The sequence below is a fragment of the Campylobacter sp. 10_1_50 genome (assembly GCF_000238755.1).
In the GTDB taxonomy this organism is placed as follows: domain Bacteria; phylum Campylobacterota; class Campylobacteria; order Campylobacterales; family Campylobacteraceae; genus Campylobacter_A; species Campylobacter_A concisus_R.
On sequence record NZ_JH414887.1, the window covers coordinates 548,939 to 569,771 of the forward strand.

Sequence of the window (20,833 nt, forward strand, 5' to 3'; positions counted from 1 at the left end):
ATATTTAAATACAAAGGCAAATATTTTTAAATTTACTTAAACGCCAAAAAGCTCATGAAATTTCCCCATTTAAATGTGCTCTCGACACGCTTAAAGCCAGCATTTAAGGCTAAGTTTCTATTTTCTTCTTCAGTGTATGGCACCAGCACATTTTCAAGCGCCTCTCTTTTTTGGGCAATCTCGTAGCGTGAGTAGCCTTGCGCTTGCTTGTAGTCCTCGTAAATTTCTATGACGCTTTTAGTAAGCTTTTTATCTTCAAAGATGATCTTTTCACTAAACAAAAAGACGCCATTTTCATTTAGTCCGTTATAAATTTTTTGCACCAGATCAGCCCTTTTTGGCGGTCTTATAAACTGCAAAGTGTAGTTTGCCAAAACAGCGTCAAAGCCCTCTAGCTCGCACTCTAAGATGTCACCCAAAATAAACTCTATATCAGCCCCATAAGCTTTTGCCTTGTTTTTTGCATTTGCTAGCATCGCCTCAGAGTTATCCACACCACTTAGCACGAGGTCGTTTCTAAGGTTATTTATCAAAAGCAGGCTATTTGCCGTAGAGCAGCCAAGGTCGCACACTTTTGCTGATTTTGGCAAAATTTTAGCAAGCAACTTTGCATTTAAATTTGAGCTAACGTCGTAAAATGGCACCGAGCGCGAGATCATATCATCAAAAACGCTCGCCACAAAGTCATCAAATTCAAACTGCTTGCTTATAGGCTCTTTAAAAATTTCATCTCTCATATACCAGCTCCATATCCGTCAAAGTATCTCATCGTCTCTCCAAAAAAGAGATCGCACACGCCCACGCACTGTCTAGCCTCGTTTATATCGCGTTTTATCTGCTTTTTTAGCTCGCTAAGATTATTAAATTTTTTATTATCGCGCAAACGTTTTATAAAGCAAACGGCGACGTGCTTTGTCACTTTTGGCGCGACCTCGTCTAAGATGTGCGTCTCGACGCTAAAATTTCCATCCGTACTAAGCCTGTTGCCTATAAAAGTGACCGAGCCATAGGTGTATGAGCCCATCCTCGTTCTTGTCGCATAGACGCCTTCGCGCGGCAAAAGATAGCTTTTTATATCTAAATTTAGCGTAGCAACCAGCTCTTTTGCGCCGATGCCCTGCCCTTTTATCACGTTGCCCTCGATCGAGTACTCCCTGCCTATTAGCCTGTTTGCCTCATCGATGTTGCCTTGGCGTATCAGCTCTCTGATGGATGAGCTATGCACACCCATGCCGTCATAACAAACCTCATCAACGACGACTACCTCGCCATCAAAAATCCTTTTCAGATCGTGCTTGTCCCACGCTCTATTTCTGCCAAATCTAAAATCAAATCCGACAACGATCTTTTTTAAATTTTTAAAATCCCTCTTTAAAAGTGCGATAAATTCCTCACCGCTAAGCCCTTTTATACTCTCAAAATCATACAAGAAGCAAGGATAGTTTGAGTACTCGGCTCGCTTTAGCTTTGGCGTGATGTTGGCTTTGTTTTTGTCGATGACGACAAGTCCGCCAAACTCGCCAAGCTGTTTTAAAAGCTGCTTGTGCCCCCTATGCACGCCGTCAAAGTGCCCGATCGCAACGGCAGTGATATTATCTTTTGTTAAAAGCGTAGAAAAATTCGGCATTTCCTTCCTTTCCCTTGACCTCGCACTCTTTGCAAGCTATCAGTTCAAATTTCAAGCTACTTGCTAGTACTTCAAAGCGCTTCATCGCTAAATTTACAGCCTTAGCGTCAGTGACAACGCCTTTTTTGTTGCGTTTTACGCCAACGCCCACCTCAAACTGCGGTTTAAAAAGCGTGATAATGAGCGAATTCTCACTTGCAAGCTCACAAATGGCTGGCAAGATTTCAGCCAAAGAGATAAAGCTCACGTCGCAGGTTATGAGGTTAAATTCATTTTTGTGCGTTTTGGCAAACCCCCTGACGTCAGTTTTTTCATAAATTTTTACTCGCTCGTCGCTTCTTAGGCTGGCGTCTAGCTGATCAGTGCCCACATCGACGCCAGTCATACTCTTTACGCCACGCTCAAGCAAAATTTGCATAAAGCCGCCAGTTGAGCTGCCGATATCAAGTGCATTTTTGCCAGCTAGGTCAAATTTCATCGACTCCAAAAAACTCTTTAGTTTCAAAGCACCTCGCCCAACGTAAATTTCATCAAGCAGTGAAATTTTAGCCTCGCTAACCTCGCTTGAAACCTTGGTGCAAATTTCGCCGTTTGTTAGCACCTTGCCTGATTTTATTAGCTCGCTCGCCTTGTTTCTACTTATATTTAAAACGCTTGCGACGTAATTATCAAACCTCAAGTTTTAGCCTCTCATATTCGCTCTCGTCAATCACCAGCACGCCTAGCTCATTTGCTTTTTCTAGCTTACTACCAGCCTCCTCGCCAGCTAAGACAAAGTCCGTTTTTTTAGAAACTGAGCCAGAAACCTTTGCGCCAAAACTCTCAAGCTCGGCTTTTATCTCATCTCTTGGGCGACTTAGCGTGCCAGTTATAACGACCGTCTTGCCACTTAGCGCGTTTGAGATGCTCTGCACCTGCGTCACGCTTGGCTGCACGATCTGGCTTAGTGCTAAAATTTCATCTCTATTTACCTCGGCAAAGTCGATTAAACTATTTGCCATCTCTGCGCCAAAACCCTCAAGCGAGGTTAGCTCAGCAAAACTAGCATCAAGCCAGCCTAGTCCAAAGCTACTTGCTAGCTTTTTAGCCGCCACTTCGCCGATGTGCTCGCAGCCAAGACCGGTGATAAAGCGCGATAGCTCCGCACCTTTGCTAGCCTCAATGGCATTTAAAAGGTTATTTACCTTTTTCTCTTTAAAGCCCTCAAGCGCCATGAGATCATCAAATTTAAGGCCGTAAATGTCTTTTATGCAAGCAATTAGCCCCTTGTCAAATAGCAAATTTACGATCGCATCGCCAAGGCCGTCTATATTTAGGCATTTTTTTGACGCGTAGTGAATTATTGAGCCCACCACTCTTGCCCTGCAGCTTAAATTTTGGCACTTTACAAAGACCCCTTCATCAAGCAGGTGCGAGCCGCAAACTGGGCAAAATTTAGGCCTCTCAATCGCTTGCTCGCTGCCATTTCGCCTATCCTTAAAGACCTTTGTGATCTTTGGTATCACATCTCCTGAGCGGATGATGCCGATGTAGTCGTTTTTCATAACGCCAAGGCGCTCGATCTCGTCAAAGTTATGAAGGGTGGCGGATTTTACATTGGCTCCGTCTATATTTACCTCATCAAGCACGCCAACAGGCGTTACTACGCCGCTTCTGCCAACTTGAAGTGCGACATCTCTTAGCCTAGTCACCTTTTCAATGGCTGGAAATTTAAACGCCACCATAAATTTTGGAAATTTGACCGTGTAGCCCAGCTCTTCACAGCGTGCAAGGTCATTTACTCGTATCACCATGCCATCCATCATCACGCTCTTTGCCTCACGGCTCGCTAGTAGCTCGTTATAGGCAGCCTCAAGCTCATCTTTTTTTAAAATTTTAAAAAATTCATCCCTCTCAAAGCCAAGATCTCGCACAAATTTCATCACCTCGCTGTGATCTTTTAGCCCAAGGCTCTGCTCGCCCACGCCCCAAGGTATGAAAAGTAGCTTTCTTTTTGCAGTTACCGCGCTATCAAGCTGTCTAAGGCTTCCAGCGGCTGCATTTCTAGGGTTTGAAAGTGGCGCCTCACCCTCTTTTGCGCGCTCTGCGTTTAGTAGCTCAAAGTCATCTTTTCTTATGACGACTTCGCCACGGATTTCAATGAGCCCTTTGTAGCTAATACTCTTTAAAACAGAATTTATCGTCTTTGCATTTTGCGTCACATCTTCGCCGGTAACGCCGTCGCCTCTGGTTATCGCCCTAACTAAAACGCCATTTTCGTAGAGTAAATTTAGGCTCGCTCCGTCAAATTTTGGCTCAGCGACAAAGGTCAAATTCTCCTTCTCACCACGCTTTAGCCACGCATCAAGCTCGCCAAGGCTAAAGATATCCTCCATGCTCCACATGCGCTTTATGTGGCTTGCCTTGCTAAAGCCCTCTTTTACGCCCCCACCCACTCGCTTAGTCGGCGAAAATAGCGAAATTTCACTGGGATTTGCCCTCTCATATTCAAGCACCGCGTGATATAGCGCGTCATACTCCTCGTCGCTTGCAAGTGGCTCGTCCTCGTCGTAGTAGGCCTTTGCCCACGCATTTAGCGTATCTACCGCTTTTTCGTACTCTTGTTTTGTCATTTTTGCTCCAAATTTACACCGCATTTTATCTTAAACATACTTTATAAATGATCCAAATTTAGCTCTCTCGCGTCACAAAGGTGGATATTTTTATAGACCTTTGCTATCTCGTCTCTGACTCTCATCAGCGCAAAGCCAAGTAAATTTTGCCCTCGCCACTTCATAGGATTTTGCGCATTTTCATCGCTTGCACTCATACCTATGCCCCAAATTTTATCTACTGGGCTTGCCTCGACTAAAATTTTGCTCCCAGTTTGTAGCAAAAAGTCACGCAAAGGAGCATTTTGGCTAAATTTTAGATAGCTCGCATTTAGCACGACGCCAAATTTGACCTCGTCCCAGACCCTAGCATCAAAGCCTCGCACCTGCCTGCCAAGCGCCTTCATCTGCGCTGGATCTTTGGCGGATAAAATTTGTTTCAAAGCCTCTTTATCGCCAAAACACTGAGCCTTTTTCGCCATCATATATTGCTCAGCACAAACATAATGAACCTCGTCTTGCCAAAAACTAGAAGCGTACCACTGACTAAGGCAGCTTGCACTTAAATTTACGCTCTTTTGATAACCCCAAAATAGAAGAAATTTATCCGACTTGCCAGCGTTGTAGCGCTTTTTAAGCCATTTTAACTCATATCTAGGCTCGCGCTCCCAAAGATCTATGACAAAGTCACCATTTACAAAAAGCGCGCTCTCATCCTTGCCTAGCCTCTCGTCCCAGTATCCACGCCACGTCGCAGGCTCGGCAAAGAGCTGCTCGTATTGACGTTTTTCATCTTGGCTTAGCGTTTTTAGCCACTCATTAAATTTAAACTTATAATCCTCGCCGTAACCCATCCTCCAGCCGATAGAAAAGGGAGCAATCTGTGGAAATTTGATCCAAGGTGGTGGCAATAAATTTCTCATCTAGCCTCTTTTTAACCAAGCGTCCTACCAAAGCGTGGCTTGGCTCATCGCCTCGTGCATATTAAAAAGCTGTCTGTGCTCGGCCACATCGTGCGTCCTTATGATCTGCGCGCCATTTTCGAAGGCTTTTAAGTGCAGATAAAGTGAGCCTGGCAAGCGATCTTTGACCTCGCTTTTATAGTAGTGATTTATGACTGATTTGCGGCTAGCGCCGACTAGCAGCGGGCAGTCAAATTTCAAAAAATGCTCCAAATGCTTAATAAGCAGTAAATTTTGCTCAGCCGTCTTGCCAAAACCGATGCCAACATCAAGCACTATCTTTTTAGCGCCAAGCTCCCTAGCAAGGACAATCTTTTGCTCAAAAAAGTCTGAAATTTCGCCGATTAAGTCGTTATACTTTGGCGCGATCTGCATGGTAGCAGGATCGCCTTGCATGTGCATCATGCAAAACTGCGCGTCATATCTTGCAGCAAGCGAGGCTAAATTTGCATTTGCCGTGATGTCATTTATCATCTTAAAGCCGTGGTTTAGAGCAAATTCTAAGCAATACTCATCAAAGCTATCAAGGCTAAATTTCGCCTTTTCGTATAAATTTAACCTATAAATTTCTTCAATGATATCTTTTATACGCCTAAACTCCTCCTCGCGGCCGCAATACTCGCTCCCTGGCCTTGAGCTAACGCCGCCAAGGTCGATGTAGTCAGCACCTGCTTCGATCATCGCTTCTATTTTTGCTATGCCATTTTGCGTATTTATGCGGCTTTGCTCGTTAAAACTATCCGAATTTATATTTGCCACGCCCATTATAAGAGGCTTTGTGGGCTTTGTAAATTTAGTCTCTAAAAAGACGGCAAGCTTTTTAAGCCCAAAGTCTTGCAGCTTCTCTTTTTTAGCTAGTTGTTTAAGCTGTGCATTTGTCGCCATTAACAAGGCTTTGTTTAGACTCTCTTTGCCTAAAATCGTATCATTATGCGTCACAAGCTCGGCGCCGACACTTAGGGCGTCTTGTTTTAGGATATTTGCCGCTGGGGTCTTTATCTCGTCAATGAAGATAAAATTTATCTCGCTCTTTTCGTGCATGAGCTTCGCGCCAGCAGGGCTTGGCGAGACGGCCTGGCAAATTTCATTAAAGTCGCTTTTGTTATTTATCTTATAAAATTTCAACGTCGTCCTTTCTCAAAGATAGTAAGCAAGAGTGGCGTCAAAACGGCGTGAGACTTGGCGTTTAGATCGGCAAGCTTTATGAGTGAGAAAAAATACTCCATCTCCTCGCCGCTAAATTTATACCCGCTATCAACCGCCTTTGTCACGATGGCTCCGACAAGCTCTTTTAGCTCGTTTTTGCCAAATTTTTGCGCCTGCTCCTCGGCTATCTTTTGATCGATAAAGCTTGTTAGCTCTTTTAGGCTGAGCGATTTTAAATTTAGCTCAACACTCATTTTTGGCTTTTTTGTGAGTTTATTTTCTATGAGCATCCTCGATCTGATCGTTGGTAGAAGCAAATTTTTGCTCTGCGTTACTATTATAAATTTGATGTTTCTTGGTGGCTCCTCGATGATCTTTAAAAGTGCGTTTTGAGCCTCGGTGCGAAAAGACTTTGCTTCTATAACTAAAATTTTCTCATCTTTTTCAGCGATGTAGGCTTCGGCGATGACCTCTTTTGCATTTTCTAACAAAAAATCATCGCTTATAAAAAATCTTAGATTATTTACGCCAAACTCGGCTTCAAGCTTGGCTTTTAAATTTTCAAAATCGCTTGTTATGACGATTTTATTAAGCATTTAGAGCATCACCTTTGCAAAGAGCACGGCGTCTATGCTCTTGTCAAAAAGTTTATATAAATTTAGAAGTTTGATGTCTAAGTTTTCATCGCTAGAGCTTAGCGTGAAGCTGTTTTGCGCCTGCTCGTCAAAGAGCCACATATAGCTGTTTTCGTCAGTCTTGGCTAAATTTGCGCGCTTATCTATGCTCTTGCCGATGTAAAAAAATATGTAGCCATTTGGAAAGGCAAGACTTAGCATATCTTTTAAAAGCTGTTTTTGCTCGTTTGTCTCGATACTGTCAAAGGCTGGATAGAGCGATCTTAGGCTAAAAAATGGCAAAAACGGACGCTCGCTTTTTGTGCGGTTAATATTTCTTAAAAGATAGTTTTCAAACCACTCTCGCTCATCGTCGCAGATGACTATAAAAGCCTTGCTATCAAGCAAAAATTTAAGCCTAGATGCAAGTAAAGGCGTCCATTCGACGCGCTTTTCCTCCATCCAGCTCATATATCTTTCGCTTCTTATAGTCTCAAGCGTCCATTGGATAAAATCTTGCATTATTTATCTAACTTATACGCATCATGAAGCACGCGAACTGCGAGCTCGCCATATTTTTGATCGACGATCATTGAAATTTTTATCTCGCTTGTTGAGATCATCTGGATATTTATCCCCTCTTTTGCAAGCGTCTCAAATGCTAGACATGCTACGCCGCTGTGGCTCTTCATGCCTACGCCGATGACTGAGACTTTCACGATCGCATCGTCATACTCGACATGTTTTGCAGCTGAGAGCTTTTGCATAGTCTCTTTTGCTAGGTCAAGCTCGTTTTGTGGCACTGTAAAGCCTAAATTTGTCGTGCCATCGTGTCCTACGTTTTGGATGATCATATCTACATTTATATTTTGATGAGCTAGAGCTGTGAAAATTTCAGCTGCGATGCCAGGCTTATCGACTACGCCTCTTAAAGTTACTCTTGCTTGATTTTTATCTAGTGCTATACCGCTTACTAAAACCGCTTCCATATTATCTTCCTTTGCTATTAATGTACCTTCATTGTGGTTAAAACTGCTTCTTGTGATTAGTTTGACATTTAGTTTTTTTGCTAGCTCGACTGAGCGATTTTGAAGCACTTTTGCCCCAGCAGAGGCAAGCTCAAGCATCTCGTCATAGCTTATCTTTTCTAGCTTTTTTGCCTTTTTTTCTATCCTTGGATCAGTCGTATAAACGCCATCAACATCGGTAAAAATTTCACACAGATCAGCTTCAAGCGCACCTGCTAATGCAACCGCACTAAGGTCGCTTCCGCCTCTACCAAGTGTCGTGATATCGCCTTTGTCATCTATGCCTTGAAAGCCTGCTACGACGACAATCCTGCCAGCTTTTAGCTCAGCTTTTAGCCTAGTGGTACCTATCTTTTCTATCCTAGCTTTTGTGTGAATTTCATCTGTTATTATCCCAGCCATTGCGCCAGTTAGTCCTACGCACGCATAGCCTTTTGCATTAAGTGCAATCGTCAAAAGTGCGGTGGTTACTTGCTCTCCAGAGCTTAAAAGCATATCAGTAGCAACGCCGTCTGGATGCTTTGAGAAATACTCACTATATTCAACCAATTGATTTGTAACTCCACTCATCGCAGAAACAACCACAACCACGTCAGCGCCGCTATTTTTAGTCTCGATGACCCTGTTTGCCACAGCTTCGATGCGCTCAAGCGTGCCTACGCTAGTTCCGCCAAATTTTTGAACGATTAACATCAAAAATATCCTTTCTCTTTAAAATAACTCAAAACTTTGTCATAAATAGGCTTTTTGAAGTGATTTATCCCCTCTAAAGCCTTGTTGATATCTACAAATTTATACTCGCTAAACTCTGGATGCTCGGTCTTTAAATTTATGCTCGCACCATTTTTAAGCCTAACTAAAAAGTACTTTTGCGTCTGCCCATCAAATGGATAAAACCTCTTTGATGCATTTGCTGGAAAGTCATAGCTAAGCCACTCAGGATACTCTTCTAAGAAGTCAAATTTATCAGTTCCGATCTCCTCTTTAAGCTCCCTTTTTAGCGCTTGTTTTGGACTTTCGCCTTCATCTATGCCACCTTGAGGAAACTGCCAGATATCGTCCATATCAACCCTTTTTGCGACTAAAATTTCGCATTTAAAAGGGTAAGAGCTAGACAAAATGACAGCTGCTACATTTGGTCTATATTTTTTTTGCATGTTTTTTCCAAAAAAATTTTATTTGAGATGATAACGAAAAAGAGTTAAGAGATAGATAAATGAAAGCTACTTTTAAACTGCTCTAAATGCCAAATTTCTTATAATCGCCAAAATTTAAAAAAGAGAGAAATTTGCAAGTTTATATCCACGTGCCATTTTGCGAGAGCAAGTGTCCTTACTGCGCCTTTGGCTCAAGCGATGACGAATTTAAGAAGGTTAGCGCCTACTTTAAGGCACTTTGCCTTGATCTAGATTTTCAGCTAAAAAGCCAAAATGTAAAAGAAATTTCAACCATATTTTTTGGCGGCGGCACACCAAGCGCGGTAAATGCTAAGTTTTATGATGAAATTTTTAGCATTTTAGCTCCACTTTGCACGCCTAAAACCGAGATCACATTTGAAGCAAATCCAAATTCTGCAAATTTAGCCTGGCTAAAGCATGTAAAAAATTTAGGCGCAAACCGCATAAGCTTTGGCGCTCAAAGCTTTTTTGAAGATAAGCTTAAATTTCTAGGACGCATCCACAGCAGTGAGCAAATTTTTAAAGCAGTTGAAAATGCCCATACAGCTGGCTTTAAGAGCATAAATTTAGACCTCATCTATGACACTAAATTTGATACCAAAAAGCGCCTTTTAGCTGAGGTTGAAAATCTAAAAAGTCTTGCTATCACGCATCTAAGCGCCTACTCGCTCACACTTGAAGAAAACACTCCGTTTGCTGGCAAAAAAAGCTATAAAAAGGATAGCGACACTTTGGCTAAATTTATGATAGAGCAGACCCAGAGTGCTGGCTTTAAGCAGTATGAAATTTCAAATTTTGGAGAAATTTGTAGGCACAATCTTGGCTACTGGCAGGGCAAAAACTACCTTGGCGTGGGGGCTTTTAGTGTGGGCTTTGTGGATGACACCAGATACTACGCCAAAAATAGCATAGACGCCTACATCACGCAGCCAACGCATAGAGAAAGAGAAATTTTAAGCCCAAGCGAGCTAGCAAGAGAGCACATATTTTTAGGGCTTAGAAGCATCGTGGGTGTGGAGGCTGGGCGCTTAAATGAAGCTCAGAAAAAAAGAGCAAATTTACTTGTAGAAAATGAAAAACTGCTCTTTAAAAATGGCAAATTTTACAACCCAAATTTCTTACTCAGCGACGAGATCGCACTCTTTATCGAGGGCTAAATTTATAAAAATTTGAGCAAAGTCAAGATAAAATACAAAGCTTAAATAAAATTTAACAGAGGCAAAAATGTTTGGAATGAGTTTTTCTGAGATCTTGGTCATCGCCGTGATCGCCGTGCTAGTTTTGGGCCCTGACAAGCTGCCAAGCGCTATGGTGCAGATCGCCAAATTTCTAAAGATGTTTAAAAAAGGCATAAACGACGCAAAATCAACATTTGATCAAGAGATGAAGATAGCCGAGCTAAAAGAGGACGCTCAAAAATACAAAGAGAGCATAACTCAAAGCGCTCAAAGTGTGCGTAAAAAACTCACTTTTGAAGAGCTTGACGAGATCAAAAAAAGCGCTACTGATATCACAAATGATATACAAAATGTCGTAAATGACACCAAAAAAACGGTAGAAAATATAAAAAATCCAACAAATTTAGTTAAAGATACAATCTTAAACGATAAAAAAGAGGCATAATGTTTGAAGAGTTAAGACCCCATTTAATCGAGCTTAGAAAAAGACTTTTTGTAAGTATAGTGAGTGTTTTTATCTGCTTTGGCATCTGCTTTACTTTTTGGAACCCAATACTTGCCTGGATGAGCGAACCACTAAAACAAGTGCTTCCTGCTGGCTCAAACATCATCTTTACTCAAATCCAAGAGCCATTTTTTACTGCGATGAAGGTTGCATTTTTTGCTGGCCTTATCGTCGCTTTACCTATCATATTTTGGCAATTTTGGCTATTTGTCGCACCAGGACTTTATGATAATGAAAAAAAATATGTGATTCCATTTGTTGTTTCAGCTTCATTTATGTTTGCGTGTGGAGCGGCATTTTGCTACTATGTTGTCATCCCACTTGGCTTTACATTTTTGGTAAATTTTGGTGGCCAGCTATTTACAGCACTACCAAGCATCGGCGAGTATGTGGGTTTTTTTACAAAGCTGCTGATTGGCTTTGGAATTTCATTTGAGCTTCCAGTCATTACATTTTTTCTAGCAAAGATCGGCCTAGTCGACGACAAGATGTTAAAAGAGTACTTTAGATATGCGGTAGTCGTCATCTTTATTTTTGCAGCCATAGTGACACCTCCTGATGTGATAAGCCAAATTTTAATGGCAGTACCGCTCATCGGACTTTATGGAATTTCAATAGTTGTTGCCAAAAGAGCTGGCAAAAGCGATGACGATGAAGAAGATAGCGACACTAACAGCGACGCAGACGATGAGTGACATAAACGATATCTCAAGTTATGATTATTTTCTGCCTAGTGAGCTCATCGCAAAAGAGCCAGTTTTGCCCAAAGAAGAGGCAAGACTGCTTGTTTATCTTAAAAAGACAAAAGAGATAAAGCACTATAAATTTAAAGATCTAGCCAGTCTCATCCCAGATGATGCGGCGGTCATTTTTAACAATACAAAGGTAGTTAAGGCCCGCATTTTAGGACACAAACAAAGTGGCGGAGCTTGCGAAGTGATGCTAAATCAACCGCTTAATGATAATAAATTTAGCGTCTATATAAGGGGCAGAGTAAGTGTTGGTAGCGTTTTAAATTTCGCTGATAGCATAAAGGTAAATGTGCTTGAGCTAAATGATGATGGCTCAAGGGTGGTAAATTTCACCAAAGATGGCGTCATTTTAGATACGGCGCGACTTTTTAGCGAGCTAGAAAAGATCGGTCATGTCCCACTTCCGCCATATATAAAAAGAGCTGATACAAAGGACGATGAGAGCTGGTATCAAAGCATATTTGCTAAAAATAGCGGCGCAGTTGCGGCTCCGACAGCCAGTCTGCACTTTAGCGAGCAGATGTTAGAGAGAATAAAGGCAAAGCACGAGGTCGCCTACATAACGCTTCACGTGGGTGCTGGGACATTTAAGGGCGTGGAGTGCCAAAACATAAATGACCACAAAATGCACTCAGAATTCTACGAGCTAAGCAAAAAAGCTCAAGAGATCATAAGCTCAAACAAACCCATCCTTGGCGTTGGTACGACAGTTACTAGATGCGTTGAAGAGTTTGCTAGAAGCAAGCAGCCAAGTGGCTTTTGCAAGCTATTTTTAAACTTAAATAATAAACCTATCAGACAAAACTACCTTTTAACAAATTTTCATCTGCCAAAATCAACGCTTATAATGCTAGTTACTAGCTTCATAGGGCTTGAAGAGACGATGAGGATTTACGAAACGGCAGTTAGCGAAAAGTATAGATTTTACTCTTATGGCGATGGGATGCTTGTGATATGAAAAACGTTGATTTTGTCGCACAAATGGAGCTTTTTTTAGAGGCACTTTTTAAGGACGCAACAGCTAGAAACAACGCCATCGTCTTTAACTACAACCCAAACTACCCACGCTACCTAAGCTTTGAAGCGCATAAGCTAATAGGCGCGATCAAAAATTTAAGCAGATATTATTTAAAAGAAGTCACCAACTCAAAACTTTCAATAATTTTTAATATAGTTAATTATAGTTTAACTTCAGTGCATTTTGACATATATATAAAATGCACAACAGTGCCATTAAAACAAAATAAAAAACTCATAAATGAAGCAGATGTTTTATTAAGTGAACTAAACGCTCATATAAATCAAATAGTCGATGGCTTTTGTATAAATATAAATATTCCATTGCCAAAAAGTGGCACTTTCAAAAAACGCAATTCAAAAATATCTAACTTGTCTGGTAAAAATGCAATAATAGCTTGTGAAGATAAAGATATATTTTCAATTATAAGCCATGAACTAAGCTTTCATGGACTAAAGCTCAATAAGCAAAAGAGCTTTGAGAGTTTAAATTTACATATAAAAGATGCCATTTTCAAGCCAGACATCATCTTTGTGCAAAAGGAGTATCTAAGCGACAAAGCAAGGCTTGACGAGATGCTAACTTATCAAAAGCTTAAGAATTTCTACATCGTCATCATCAGCAAGGATGAAGCCAAAAGCATCAAAAGCGAGAAGATGATTACACTTAGGCAGCCATTTACTAGCGATAGTTTGCACGAAACTTTGGGGATAGTAGCTAGAAATTTATAAAATTTTTAGATATCTCTTTAAGATGATGGTGGCTGAGACGCTATCAAGCCTGCCATCTCGCTTTGTGTTTGTGTAAATTTCACTTGCCTCACTGCTGCTAAAGGCTTCATCTTGATAGACGATATTAGCCTGCACGTCAAGAAGCGATACAAAGTGCTCTATGCGCCTTCTCATCTCGTCCTCACTACTGCCACCGATTGGCACGCCAACTACTAGCGTGTTTGGAGCGTATTCATTTACTTTTTGGCTTACATCTCTTGCGGCTTGATTTCTATTTTTTCTAAGAACTGGCTCAAGGGGCGTCACGACATCTCCAAAGCCAAAAGCAAGCCCTATGCGCTTTAGTCCAACATCGATCGCCATAAATTTCTCTCTCATAGTGCGCTTTTTACTCTTAAATTTGAAATTTCAACTAGCCCGTCAAGCTCGTACTCATAGATGATCTCGCCAAATTTAGCCAATGCTTCATCAAGGCTAACGCCATTTTTGCAAAATTTCAAGATCTCATCGTTTGTTTTTTCTTGCTCTTTTACCTCGCCAAAAAGCGAAGCAAATTTAACGTAATCATCGATAAGCTCGGCTTTTTTGCTAGCCAGCAAGGCATTTGTCCCATTGCTCTCATTTATGCGCTGAGGCAGGACAAAGAGAGGGATTTTAAGCTCATTTGCAAGCCTTGCACTTTGCATCGAGCCACTTCTTAGATCAGCCTGTGCGACCACAAGAGCTTGCGCAAGCCCCACAACTATGCGGTTTCGCTCTAAAAATCTATACGCGATCGGCGGCTCGCCCTCACCATACTCACTTAGAGCCAAGCCGTTTTCATAAATTTCTCTTATCGCTACTTTATTTTGAGCTGGATAGATGATGTCAAGTCCATTTGCAAAAACACCGATAGTTCGTGGCATGGCAGCCTTGTGCGCTGTGATATCCACGCCGATAGCTCCACCACTTACCACGCAGACATTTGCGCTTTTTAGTGCTGCGCAAAGTGCCGTGACACACTCTTTTGTATAGACACTTGCCTTTCTTGAGCCAACGACTGCTACTTTTGGCATGCTAAGAAGTGAGGTGTCGCCTATGAAATTTAGCTCTTTTGGGGGATTTTTTAGCCTATTTAGCGCTTCTGGGATGATTTCAAGCTTCATAAAATATCTTTTAGATAAACAACTTCTACATCTTTTAAGATGTTGTTTTTGCTAGCTTTTATCACTGCGATCGTGTTTTTCTTTGGATGCCCAATGGCGATCGCGTAGCCCCTTTTTTTGGCTAAATTTACAGCAGCCACAAGCTCTCGCCTAACTGCACTAGCCGATGGATCATCATCTAAAAATATATCTCTTGAAATGTAAGGCTGATTATACTTTTTAGCAGCCCTTGCCACGGCTGTTTGAGCGATCGTCTTACTATCAACAAAGATAAAGCCTTGCTCTATCAGCGCTCTATAAGCCTTGTCCATCGCATCATAATCACTGGTAAATCGCGATCCTGTGTGGTTGTTTGTATATTTTGCGCGCGGGAAGTCTTTGCGTATCTTTTTTATCTTTTCAAGCATGCTCTCAAAGCTCTCATTGATCGTTAGAGTGCCTATCTCTGGGCTATCAAAGTGCTTTGCTTGCATCGGCAGATGTATCATGTAAAACTCAAACGTTCTAGCGATGTTTGGCGTATCTGGATGAGTTTTTGTCGCTGGGAAAATGGACGGCGTTATCTTTAGACCGATTGACTTTACCATGCTAGCGTGCTCAAATGTCGCCACATCATCGATTATTAGCACCAGCTTTGCACGCCCTTTTACGCTGCTATTTGGAGTAAATGGCACAACTGCAAAGTCATCTTTTTTCGTGCTCTCTTTTTGCGGTTTTTCGCTGTAAATTTGCTTCTTGGCTTTGTTGCTAGGCTCAACCTCACTTTTTTTAGCTGGTTCTGGTTTTAAAATTTCACTATGCTTTAAATTTTCTTTTATGCTTAAATTTGCTTCAACGCTTTTGTTTTGCTCTATCTTTGTCTCTGTTTTTGTCTCATTTTTGCCTGCATAAAATGGCTCGATTACTTGCTCGACCTTTGATTCTGGCTTTTCTTCACTCTTTGCTTCATGGCTTGCATCTACGCTGCTTTGCATATTTTTATATAAATTTGCAAGTAGATTTTTCGTATCGTTTTGCTCTTTTTTTGGCTCTTCTTTTTTAGTTTCTACTCTTACTTCAGTTTTTATCTCAGGAGTTATCTTTTTTTGCTCTTTTGGCTCAGTTTTTGGCTTTAGAGCAAGCTCGCTTTTATGTTTAGGATCGGTAAAAATTTTACTTAAATTTTCATCTTCATCAAATTTTAGAGGGTATTTTCTCTTCTCGTACTCTTGTTTTTTATCTTTGCTAGCAACTTTTTGCTCAGCTTTTTTTGAAATTTGCTTCTCGCTCTTTGGCTCATTTACTTTGCTTATCTGCTCAACATCTTTGTTTTTGATGCTAAGAGCTGCGATAAGTGCCACTATCAAAATGGCAGCAATGACGCCGATACCAAGGAAAATTTTATTATGAGAGCGACCCGCACTCTTTTTTGCAGGACGCTTCTTTGTAGTCTTTTTTTCGCTCAAGGCTTAGTTTTTGCTTTGATCTATAAGTTTGCCGTTAGTTATCCAAGGCATCATTGCGCGAAGTTTTTTGCCAGTTTTATTTAGCAAGCTTCTCTCGGCTATACCGCGCTCAGCATTCATTCTAACATATCCTGCTTTTCTCTCTAGGATGAAGTCTTTTGCAAATTTACCATTTTGAATTTCTCTTAAAACTTCTTTCATAGCTTTTCTGCTCTCTTCGCCAACTACTCTTACGCCACTTACGTAATCGCCATATTCAGCTGTGTTTGAGATAGAGTAGCGCATATCAGCCATGCCACCTTGATACATTAGATCAACGATTAGTTTTAGCTCATGTAAGCACTCAAAATACGCCATCTCAGGCTCATATCCAGCCTCTACAAGCGTATCAAATCCAGCATTTACAAGTGCGCAAAGACCACCGCAAAGCACAGCTTGCTCGCCAAATAAATCTGTTTCAGTTTCATCTTTAAATGTTGTCTCAATGATGCCGGTTCTACCGCCACCTATACCGCAAGCATAGCTTAGAGCGATTTCTTTAGCCTTTCCACTTGCATTTTGCTCAACAGCGATAAGATCAGGTATGCCACCACCTCTTAAAAATTCGCTTCTAACTGTGTGTCCTGGGGCTTTTGGAGCGATCATGATGACGTCTATGTTTGCAGGAGCTTTGATCTGTCCAAAATGAACATTAAAACCATGTCCAAATGCGATAGCAGCGTGATCTTTTAAATTTGGCTCGATCTCATTTTTATAAATTTCAGCTTGAAGCTCATCTGGTGTTAGGATCATAACTACATCAGCGCCTTTTGTAGCTTCGCTTACAGTTTTTACTTCAAAGCCCTTAGCCTCAGCTTTTGCCCAGCTTCTGCCACCTTTTGCAAGACCGATTACGACACTTACGCCATTGTCTCTTAAATTTTCAGCGTGTGCGTGACCTTGTGAGCCAAAGCCAATGATTGCTACTTTTCTACTCTGAATAAGGCTTAAATCGCAGTCTTTATCATAATAAACATTTATAGCCATTGTTTCTCCTGTTGTTAAAATTTGGCAAAATTATAACTCTAGCCAGCAAAAATTCGGCTGAAACAGGCAGAAACTAATTTTAAGTTTTATGATAATTTATTTTGCTAAAATACACAGAAATTTAACCAAAAGAGACGACTCAATGAATGAATCTATTCTAAAAAAAATCAAGGCATTACCTCCGCTAGATGACACTGTTATACAAATTCAACGTATACACGCTGACGAAAACAGCTCGATAAACGACCTTACAAAAGTGGTCGAAAAGGATCCGATGTTAACAGCAAACATCTTACGTTCTGCAAACTCACCGCTTTACGGTTTCTCTCAAGAGATCACGACTATCGCGAGAGCCATTTCACTTTTTGGTATGGCTACTATCCGCGGCTTTGCATTATCAAGTGCTATCAGAAAAAGTTTTTCTATTAATTTAGAACCTTATAGTATCACAGGACAAGACTTCTTAAATATATCTATAATGCAAAATACATTAATGTATCATTGGTATTCCAAAATTAATCCTAAAAAACTAGAAGTCCTCTCTCCAGCCTCATTTATGCTAGAAGTTGGAAAGATAGTGCTTGCTCATGAATTAGTTGAAAACAACCAGGATATAGAATTTAAAGAAAAAATAAAAAAAATAACAGGCTCTGTTGATCTAGCTTTATTAGAAACAGAGATTTTTGATATGACAAATGAAGAGGTTACTGCTAAAATTTTTGAACAATGGAACCTTGAGACAGAACTTATTAATTCAATACTTTATTCAAATAATCCTGAAGAGGCACCTGATCACATAAAAGAGTACGCAAGAGCGTTAAAAGTAGTAAAAACAGCGGTTAATATCTTTAACCAGCTTGACGATGTAAGCATAAATAATGCAACACTTCTTATAAACGAATATGGCTTTGATAGAGATACATTTTTAATGGCTGTTAGCAAAGTCAAAGACAATTTGTGAAAGAATTTTTAACATCACTTCTAGTTGGCATCAAAGAAAAAGAGATATCAAACGAAGATAAAGAGATCTTACGTAATCTCCTAAACCTTAGTGCCGTAAGCTCCCATAAAGATAAATTTTACTTAAACAACGGCTATGTCTGCGGCAAGCTAGACATCAGCCAAAACGCAACTGGCTTTATCATGCCATTTGACAAGCGCTTCAAACAAGATATCATCGTCGAAAATAAAAATTTAAACAACTCTCACCTTGGCGATATCGTGCTAGCAAAGCTTTTGCCACTTAAGAAAAAACGCCAAAGCGCTAAGATAGTGATGAGCCTAAAGCTTGCAAATGAGACAAGCGTGGTCTATACAAAACGCTTTGGGGCGGCCATTTTAGGGGTAAATTTAAAAACTGGGCTAAGCACAACCTTAAAGGCAACGCAAAAAAGCCTAAAGATGCTCCCACTTGGGACGCTACTAAAGATAAACAACCTAAATAACGAAATAGTCGAGGTTTTAGGAAATTTAGAAGATCCGTTAAGCGATGAGAAAATTTCGCTTGCTATTTATAATAAAAATGATAAATTTAGCGAGGCTTGCGAGCTTGAAGCAAAGGCATTTGGCGACGAAGTCGATGCTAGCATGTATCCAAACAGGGTTGATCTAAGAAATTTAGAGTTTTGCACGATCGATCCAGTCGATGCCAAAGACTTTGACGATGCCATATATTTTGATGAGAAAAAGCGCGAAATTTACGTAGCAATCGCCGATGTAAGCGAGTATGTGACCGCGTATAGCGCCATTGATAGCGAGGCTAAAAAAAGAGGCTTTTCTATCTACTTTCCGCACATTTCAGTGCCGATGTTGCCGCGCGCGCTTAGTGAAAATATCTGCTCGCTAAAGTCAGACGTGCCGCGCCTTGCATTTTGTTTTAAAATTTCACTTGATGCAAACAACGAGGTAAAAAAAGAGGAGCTTTTTGAGGCGATCATCCTTTCAAAAAGGCGCTTTAACTACGATGAGATCGATGAAATTTTAGAAGGTAAAAGAGAGTGTGAAATTTCATGGATCAAGCCACTTTTTAAACTCACCACGAAGCTTCGCAAAAAAAGGCTTTTGCACGCGTTTGACTTTAGGACAAAAGAGCTTAGAATGAGCCTTGACGAAGAGGGTCAAATTTCACAAACTAGGTTTGAAAGTGACTCCGACTCGCATAGACTAGTCGAGGACTGCATGCTTTTAGCAAACAAGGCTGCTGCTAAGCTCATCACAAAGGGCGTTTTTAGAAACCACGCTTCGCCTGATTTTAAAAAGATAGATACCTTACTTGAGGACCTGCAGCTTTTGGGACTTGACTTTACCTACGAGAGCGACCTTGCAAATTTGATAAGAAAGATCCAAGCAAAGGCCGATGAACTAGGCAACCGCGAGGAGATAGACAAGCTCATCATCAAGTCTCAAAAAAAAGCTGAGTACTCAAGTGAAAATTTAGGCCACTTTGGGCTTGGATTTGATAGATACACGCACTTTACAAGCCCTATTAGACGCTATTCTGACCTTATTTTACACAGACTTTTAAAGGCCAAAATTTCAAAAGATGAGAAGCTTTACAACTTCTTACTTTTAAACATCCAAAGTACATGTGCAACATTAAGCGAGCTTGAAAGAGAGGCCGACAAGGTAGCCTACGACTTTATGGATAGGAAATTTGCGCGCTGGGCAGCCGCAAATATCGGCAAAGAGGTGCGCTGCTACGTGAGCGAAAACCAAAATGTCTTGGTCGCTAAGCTTGATGATCATTTTGTTGGAGCTAGGATTTTCATCACTGGATACAGCGCAAATTTACTTCAAAAGCTTGTCGTAAAGATCACAGAGGCCGACATCGCGAGTGCTAAAATTTTTGCAAAAGTGGTAAGAAAGATCGATGTATAGAAAAGATTTGGAGCTAAATTTAGCAAATGCAAATTTAAGCAACTACTTCTTGCTTTTTGGCGCGGACGAGTTTCAGATCGAGCTTTTTGGCAAGGAAATTTTGAGCTTTTACTCAAGCGAAGATGCAAATTTATTAAGCCTTTATTTTGACGAGTACAACTACGCGCAAGCAAGCTCTCACCTAAGCGAGCAGTCGCTTTTTGGCGGCAAAAATATCCTCTATGTAAAAAGCGACAAAAAGATCCCGGCAAAAGAGCTAAAAGAGCTCATCTCACTTTGTTCAAAGAGCCAGGACAACTACTTTTTATTTGAGCTTTATGAGGCCGATATGAAGCTAGTTTTTGATACGCAAAAGGCTTTTGGGGCAAATTTTGCTAGATTTTTCAAGCCCTCAAACCCAGATGAAGCGATAAATTTACTAGCCAAAAGCTCAGCTAAAATAGGCTTAAACATAACCAAAAACGCACTTTATGAGCTTTATTTTACGCATAATGAAAATTTATACCTTGCAGCAAGTGAGCTTACAAAACTAAAGAGCCTAAACACACACATCGAACAAGACGATGTAAAAAGGCTTGTTTTTGGACTTGGCGGGATAAATTTTGATGACTTTTTCAATAAATTTATGGCTCTAAAAGATATAAAAAACGACTTTTTTACCTACTTGGAAGATCCAAATTTTAATGAAATTTTACTTCTAAACTCACTTTACAAAGCTTTTTTTAGGCTGTTTAAAATTTACTCTTACATCAAGATAAATGGCCGCTTAAATTTAGACGAAGCGATCGGCTATCAGCCACCAGTAAATGTGGCAAATTTACTAAAAGCAAATAGCTTAAAGCTAAGTTTAAATGCCTATTTGGAGATATTTAAAGCGCTAAATTTAGCCGAGCTAGAGCTAAAAATAAATACGAAAATGGATAAAGAAATTTTCGTATTATCGACCATTTTAAACCTCCAGCACCTCATATCAACAGCAAATATTAAGTAAATTTAAGCTAAAATCCACC

Annotated in this window: 22 protein-coding genes; 8 read left to right on the plus strand and 14 right to left on the minus strand. The window is 40.6% G+C overall.

Annotation, left to right across the window (positions count from 1 at the left end):
• Positions 1 to 32 precede the first annotated feature (32 nt).
• Genes cmoA through HMPREF1019_RS02800 form a run of 10 tightly spaced genes read right to left on the minus strand, consistent with a single transcriptional unit; the run spans position 33 to position 9,125 of the window.
• A complete protein-coding gene (gene cmoA / locus HMPREF1019_RS02755) occupies positions 33 to 737 on the minus strand; it encodes a carboxy-S-adenosyl-L-methionine synthase CmoA (protein WP_009294151.1) in 705 nt (234 codons plus the stop codon).
• Positions 734 to 1,627, minus strand: coding sequence for a bifunctional riboflavin kinase/FAD synthetase (locus HMPREF1019_RS02760; RefSeq protein ID WP_009294152.1), 894 nt, complete (start codon positions 1,625 to 1,627; stop codon positions 734 to 736). Before HMPREF1019_RS02760 ends, cmoA begins: the two co-directional genes overlap by 4 nt.
• A complete protein-coding gene (gene tlyA / locus HMPREF1019_RS02765) occupies positions 1,593 to 2,306 on the minus strand; it encodes a 23S rRNA (cytidine-2'-O)-methyltransferase TlyA (RefSeq protein ID WP_009294153.1) in 714 nt (237 codons plus the stop codon). Before tlyA ends, HMPREF1019_RS02760 begins: the two co-directional genes overlap by 35 nt.
• Positions 2,296 to 4,239, minus strand: a complete 1,944-nt coding sequence (gene ligA / locus HMPREF1019_RS02770; RefSeq protein WP_009294154.1) for an NAD-dependent DNA ligase LigA — start codon at positions 4,237 to 4,239, stop codon at positions 2,296 to 2,298. Before ligA ends, tlyA begins: the two co-directional genes overlap by 11 nt.
• Positions 4,240 to 4,280: 41 nt before the next feature.
• Positions 4,281 to 5,141 carry an NADAR family protein gene (locus tag HMPREF1019_RS02775; RefSeq protein ID WP_009294155.1) on the minus strand — a complete coding sequence of 287 codons (861 nt, stop codon included), beginning with the start codon at positions 5,139 to 5,141 and terminating at the stop codon, positions 4,281 to 4,283.
• A 24-nt stretch (positions 5,142 to 5,165) separates the two neighbouring features.
• Positions 5,166 to 6,305 carry a dihydropteroate synthase gene (folP, locus tag HMPREF1019_RS02780; protein ID WP_009294156.1) on the minus strand — a complete coding sequence of 380 codons (1,140 nt, stop codon included), beginning with the start codon at positions 6,303 to 6,305 and terminating at the stop codon, positions 5,166 to 5,168.
• Entirely contained in the window at positions 6,302 to 6,922 is a 621-nt protein-coding gene (locus HMPREF1019_RS02785) for a DNA polymerase III subunit delta' (protein WP_009294157.1), read from the minus strand. Before HMPREF1019_RS02785 ends, folP begins: the two co-directional genes overlap by 4 nt.
• The gene (locus tag HMPREF1019_RS02790; RefSeq protein ID WP_009294158.1) at positions 6,923 to 7,462 is read right to left on the minus strand and encodes a HobA family DNA replication regulator; all 540 of its coding nucleotides are present in this window, start codon (positions 7,460 to 7,462) and stop codon (positions 6,923 to 6,925) included.
• Positions 7,462 to 8,661 carry an aspartate kinase gene (locus HMPREF1019_RS02795; RefSeq protein ID WP_009294159.1) on the minus strand — a complete coding sequence of 400 codons (1,200 nt, stop codon included), beginning with the start codon at positions 8,659 to 8,661 and terminating at the stop codon, positions 7,462 to 7,464. Before HMPREF1019_RS02795 ends, HMPREF1019_RS02790 begins: the two co-directional genes overlap by 1 nt.
• Positions 8,661 to 9,125: an RNA pyrophosphohydrolase gene (locus HMPREF1019_RS02800; RefSeq protein ID WP_009294160.1), complete on the minus strand. Its 465-nt coding sequence runs from the start codon at positions 9,123 to 9,125 to the stop codon at positions 8,661 to 8,663. Before HMPREF1019_RS02800 ends, HMPREF1019_RS02795 begins: the two co-directional genes overlap by 1 nt.
• 131 nt (positions 9,126 to 9,256) lie before the next feature.
• Here HMPREF1019_RS02800 and hemW point away from each other — a divergent pair, with 131 nt between their 5' ends.
• The 5 genes from hemW to HMPREF1019_RS02825 all read left to right on the plus strand — a co-directional run bounded on the left by hemW (position 9,257) and on the right by HMPREF1019_RS02825 (position 13,330).
• Positions 9,257 to 10,303 (plus strand): radical SAM family heme chaperone HemW, encoded by a 1,047-nt coding sequence (hemW, locus tag HMPREF1019_RS02805; protein WP_009294161.1) that lies wholly within the window; start codon positions 9,257 to 9,259, stop codon positions 10,301 to 10,303.
• Between the two features lie 67 nt (positions 10,304 to 10,370).
• Complete coding sequence (gene tatB / locus HMPREF1019_RS02810; RefSeq protein ID WP_009294162.1) at positions 10,371 to 10,769, plus strand: Sec-independent protein translocase protein TatB; 399 nt, start codon at positions 10,371 to 10,373, stop codon at positions 10,767 to 10,769.
• Entirely contained in the window at positions 10,769 to 11,524 is a 756-nt protein-coding gene (gene tatC / locus HMPREF1019_RS02815) for a twin-arginine translocase subunit TatC (RefSeq protein WP_009294163.1), read from the plus strand. The genes tatB and tatC overlap by 1 nt, the downstream gene beginning before the upstream one ends.
• Positions 11,517 to 12,539: a tRNA preQ1(34) S-adenosylmethionine ribosyltransferase-isomerase QueA gene (gene queA / locus HMPREF1019_RS02820; RefSeq protein ID WP_034901228.1), complete on the plus strand. Its 1,023-nt coding sequence runs from the start codon at positions 11,517 to 11,519 to the stop codon at positions 12,537 to 12,539. Before tatC ends, queA begins: the two co-directional genes overlap by 8 nt.
• Positions 12,536 to 13,330: a hypothetical protein gene (locus HMPREF1019_RS02825; protein ID WP_009294165.1), complete on the plus strand. Its 795-nt coding sequence runs from the start codon at positions 12,536 to 12,538 to the stop codon at positions 13,328 to 13,330. The genes queA and HMPREF1019_RS02825 overlap by 4 nt, the downstream gene beginning before the upstream one ends.
• Here the strand turns inward: HMPREF1019_RS02825 and ruvX are convergent.
• Genes ruvX through ilvC form a run of 4 tightly spaced genes read right to left on the minus strand, consistent with a single transcriptional unit; the run spans position 13,325 to position 16,946 of the window.
• Positions 13,325 to 13,708 carry a Holliday junction resolvase RuvX gene (ruvX, locus tag HMPREF1019_RS02830; RefSeq protein ID WP_034901073.1) on the minus strand — a complete coding sequence of 128 codons (384 nt, stop codon included), beginning with the start codon at positions 13,706 to 13,708 and terminating at the stop codon, positions 13,325 to 13,327. The genes HMPREF1019_RS02825 and ruvX overlap by 6 nt on opposite strands.
• Entirely contained in the window at positions 13,705 to 14,475 is a 771-nt protein-coding gene (locus HMPREF1019_RS02835; RefSeq protein ID WP_009294167.1) for a DNA-processing protein DprA, read from the minus strand. The genes ruvX and HMPREF1019_RS02835 overlap by 4 nt, the downstream gene beginning before the upstream one ends.
• Complete coding sequence (locus HMPREF1019_RS02840; RefSeq protein WP_009294168.1) at positions 14,472 to 15,920, minus strand: divergent polysaccharide deacetylase family protein; 1,449 nt, start codon at positions 15,918 to 15,920, stop codon at positions 14,472 to 14,474. The genes HMPREF1019_RS02835 and HMPREF1019_RS02840 overlap by 4 nt, the downstream gene beginning before the upstream one ends.
• Positions 15,921 to 15,923: 3 nt before the next feature.
• Positions 15,924 to 16,946, minus strand: coding sequence for a ketol-acid reductoisomerase (ilvC, locus tag HMPREF1019_RS02845; protein WP_009294169.1), 1,023 nt, complete (start codon positions 16,944 to 16,946; stop codon positions 15,924 to 15,926).
• Between the two features lie 142 nt (positions 16,947 to 17,088).
• Here ilvC and HMPREF1019_RS02850 point away from each other — a divergent pair, with 142 nt between their 5' ends.
• The 3 genes from HMPREF1019_RS02850 to holA are packed head-to-tail and all read left to right on the plus strand — an operon-like array spanning position 17,089 to position 20,814.
• Positions 17,089 to 17,907, plus strand: coding sequence for an HDOD domain-containing protein (locus tag HMPREF1019_RS02850; RefSeq protein WP_002939488.1), 819 nt, complete (start codon positions 17,089 to 17,091; stop codon positions 17,905 to 17,907).
• Positions 17,904 to 19,823, plus strand: coding sequence for an RNB domain-containing ribonuclease (locus HMPREF1019_RS02855; protein ID WP_009294170.1), 1,920 nt, complete (start codon positions 17,904 to 17,906; stop codon positions 19,821 to 19,823). The genes HMPREF1019_RS02850 and HMPREF1019_RS02855 overlap by 4 nt, the downstream gene beginning before the upstream one ends.
• Complete coding sequence (holA, locus tag HMPREF1019_RS02860) at positions 19,816 to 20,814, plus strand: DNA polymerase III subunit delta (protein WP_009294171.1); 999 nt, start codon at positions 19,816 to 19,818, stop codon at positions 20,812 to 20,814. Before HMPREF1019_RS02855 ends, holA begins: the two co-directional genes overlap by 8 nt.
• Positions 20,815 to 20,833 lie beyond the last annotated feature (19 nt).

Bases quoted from the DNA above. Each gene is read 5' to 3' on its own strand.
- HMPREF1019_RS02775 (WP_009294155.1), bottom strand. From the start codon at position 5,141: ATGAGAAATTTATTGCCACCACCTTGGATCAAATTTCCACAGATTGCT.
- tatB (WP_009294162.1), top strand. From the start codon at position 10,371: ATGTTTGGAATGAGTTTTTCTGAGATCTTGGTCATCGCCGTGATCGCC.
- HMPREF1019_RS02760 (WP_009294152.1), bottom strand. From the start codon at position 1,627: ATGCCGAATTTTTCTACGCTTTTAACAAAAGATAATATCACTGCCGTT.
- tatC (WP_009294163.1), top strand. From the start codon at position 10,769: ATGTTTGAAGAGTTAAGACCCCATTTAATCGAGCTTAGAAAAAGACTT.
- holA (WP_009294171.1), top strand. From the start codon at position 19,816: ATGTATAGAAAAGATTTGGAGCTAAATTTAGCAAATGCAAATTTAAGC.
- HMPREF1019_RS02825 (WP_009294165.1), top strand. From the start codon at position 12,536: ATGAAAAACGTTGATTTTGTCGCACAAATGGAGCTTTTTTTAGAGGCA.
- HMPREF1019_RS02835 (WP_009294167.1), bottom strand. From the start codon at position 14,475: ATGAAGCTTGAAATCATCCCAGAAGCGCTAAATAGGCTAAAAAATCCC.
- ruvX (WP_034901073.1), bottom strand. From the start codon at position 13,708: ATGAGAGAGAAATTTATGGCGATCGATGTTGGACTAAAGCGCATAGGG.
- HMPREF1019_RS02785 (WP_009294157.1), bottom strand. From the start codon at position 6,922: ATGCTTAATAAAATCGTCATAACAAGCGATTTTGAAAATTTAAAAGCC.
- queA (WP_034901228.1), top strand. From the start codon at position 11,517: ATGAGTGACATAAACGATATCTCAAGTTATGATTATTTTCTGCCTAGT.
- HMPREF1019_RS02800 (WP_009294160.1), bottom strand. From the start codon at position 9,125: ATGCAAAAAAAATATAGACCAAATGTAGCAGCTGTCATTTTGTCTAGC.
- cmoA (WP_009294151.1), bottom strand. From the start codon at position 737: ATGAGAGATGAAATTTTTAAAGAGCCTATAAGCAAGCAGTTTGAATTT.
- ilvC (WP_009294169.1), bottom strand. From the start codon at position 16,946: ATGGCTATAAATGTTTATTATGATAAAGACTGCGATTTAAGCCTTATT.
- HMPREF1019_RS02790 (WP_009294158.1), bottom strand. From the start codon at position 7,462: ATGCAAGATTTTATCCAATGGACGCTTGAGACTATAAGAAGCGAAAGA.
- HMPREF1019_RS02795 (WP_009294159.1), bottom strand. From the start codon at position 8,661: ATGTTAATCGTTCAAAAATTTGGCGGAACTAGCGTAGGCACGCTTGAG.
- HMPREF1019_RS02850 (WP_002939488.1), top strand. From the start codon at position 17,089: ATGAATGAATCTATTCTAAAAAAAATCAAGGCATTACCTCCGCTAGAT.
- ligA (WP_009294154.1), bottom strand. From the start codon at position 4,239: ATGACAAAACAAGAGTACGAAAAAGCGGTAGATACGCTAAATGCGTGG.